Below are 2,455 nucleotides of genomic sequence, written 5' to 3'. Positions count from 1 at the left end.
GACTGCGATCCAGATACAAGATTACGGGGGTATCAACTGGCATCGGCGCATAGTGTTGCTGTTGATAATGTTGGCGGATAACAAAGGCCAACCGGTTTGCCCGTTCATTGAGTTGACGGTAGGTCAAACTCTCCCCTTCGAATACCAACGCAATATTATCCGGTGTGGCTACAACCTGTGCCTCAAACTGCTGCTGGAGTGTGTCATCTTGCGGGTACGGAACATCTGTCTGGTTCCAGCTATAGAGCAAGGTATGATGTTCCTGCTCTGACACCACATCAATCTCTGCCAGCGTTTGCTTCTGATCCATCACAAAAGCAATCAGGACACGCTGATAGAGATCTGCCATCCGGGATATCGTTGACTCATCAAACAAACTGATAGCGTAATTGATACCACCAGCGATACCGTCTTTGCCGTCGGACATAAACAGACTCAGATCAAACTTGGCGGGGCTGTATAGCGTGTCATCCAGATCCACGGGACTGAATGGCAGACCCAACGCTACCTGTTGCCCTTCACCAAAATTATGCAATCCAAACATAATCTGGAAAATCGGGTGACGAGTCGTATCACGTTCAACTTTCAGTGCATCAATCAACTGTTCAAACGGCATATCCTGATGGGATTTGGCCTGAGCAATAACAGTGTGTGTCTGTTTTATCAGATGTGCCACACTGTTGCTCTGCTCAAGTTGCACCCGTAATACTAATGAGTTTACGAACATACCAATGAGCGGCTGAGTCTGAACATGATGGCGGTTATCCGTCGGGGTTCCCAGTACGATGTCATTCTGCCCGGACAATTTCGCCAGCATGAAATAAAAACCACTGAGTAATACGGTAAACAGCGTCGTTTCCTGCTGTTTTGCCAGCGCCCTCAGTTGATCAGAAAGTTCGCTTTCCAACACAAAATGGAAATCCCGCCCCTGATAATCGATTTGTGCCGGTCGGGATCGGTCGGTTGGCAGTGACAAAGGTTCATAACCCGCCAAAGCCTGCTGCCAGTATGCTAACTGACGTTCACGGACTTCACCCTGCAAGTATTCGCGTTGCCACTTGGCATAGTCGCCATAGTTGATATCAAGCGGCAGCAGTTGGCTGTCACAATGCGTTGACAACGTCTGATAAATTTTCGCCAGTTCATCCATAAAGATATCGACAGACCAGCCATCAATAGCAATATGGTGCCATATCATCAGTAGATAATGTTGTTCCGCTACTTGATAGTGACGCAGACGCAAGCTTGGCTCAGATGCCAGATCAAACGGAATAGCAAGCTCGGCACGTACCGTTTGTAAAAGTAAATTAGTTTCCTCACAAAATTGTGACCTGAGCATAATATGCTCATCCAGCACTTGCTGATAAGCCAACCCTTGCTCATCTCTACGGTAGACGGTTTTCATCACCGGATGGCGATCTGCAACCTGATTAATTGCCGTTTCCAGCAGAGACAAATCAGCACCTTCATCCAGCAACACCAGATAAGGGACATGATAAGCATGAGAACCCTGTTCAAATTGTTCAATAAACAGCAACCGTTCCTGAGCAAATGACAAAGGATAATGAGTCAATTCGACATGTGGGATCACAGTGTAACTTTGCTGCCCTATCATGTGAGCAGACAACTGAGCAACCGTTTTCAACTCAAACAACTGTATCAACGGGAGATCCATTGACAAGGTATGACGAATAGCGGCTGCCAGCTTGATGGCCATAATTGAATTACCACCAATGCGGAAGAAATTGTCCTCAATGCCAACCCGTTCCACCCCTAAGACCTTGCGCCAGATAGCACAAAGTTGGGTTTCCAGTTCTGTACGTGGCGCAATATATCCCCCCTTGTCTTCCCAAGTTGGTTCCGGTAATGCCCGACGATCCAACTTACCATTCAGCGTCAGAGGCACGGACTCAATGCGGGTAAAACTGGCGGGGATCATATATTCAGGCAAGCGTACTGATATATGTTCAATCAGGCTCTGATCCTCTACACTCCCGTCAGCAATCAGATAAGCTGCCAGGATTTTGTGACCTTCCTGCTCCCGATCAATCACTACCGCCTGTTTTACCTGTGGATGGGTCGCCAGTGCGCTTTCAATTTCCCCTAATTCAATGCGGTAGCCCCGGATCTTGACCTGAAAATCATTGCGCCCCAGATAGTCCAGCTTGCCATCCGGCCGCCAGCGCACCAGATCCCCGGTTTTATACAGACGGGTGTAACCCTTAGCCTTGTCTTCAATGGTAGCAAATGGATTTGCCACAAACCGCTCAGCCGTCAGCTCAGGCTGGTTTAAATACCCTCTCGTTACACCAATACCACCGATATACAGTTCCCCCGGTGCACCCATCGGGGACAGATTGCCCTGTTCATCCAGCACATACAGACGGGTATTATCAATTCCCCGGCCAATGGACAAATCATCACCCTGCAATAAATTCTGGCTGGCACACACAGT

The 2,455-nt window shown here is 48.3% G+C and carries 1 protein-coding gene; it reads right to left on the bottom strand.

The features are described 5' to 3' along the window. On the bottom strand, window positions 1-2,455 hold a 2,455-nt coding region (locus tag AAC147_RS03840), incomplete at both ends, for a condensation domain-containing protein (protein ID WP_047685701.1).

The organism is Xenorhabdus sp. NBAII XenSa04 (genome assembly GCF_963866145.1).
Classification (GTDB): Bacteria; Pseudomonadota; Gammaproteobacteria; order Enterobacterales; family Enterobacteriaceae; genus Xenorhabdus; species Xenorhabdus indica.
Note: the sequence above shows the minus strand (reverse complement) of the source record. Positions and strands in the feature narration are given on the sequence as shown.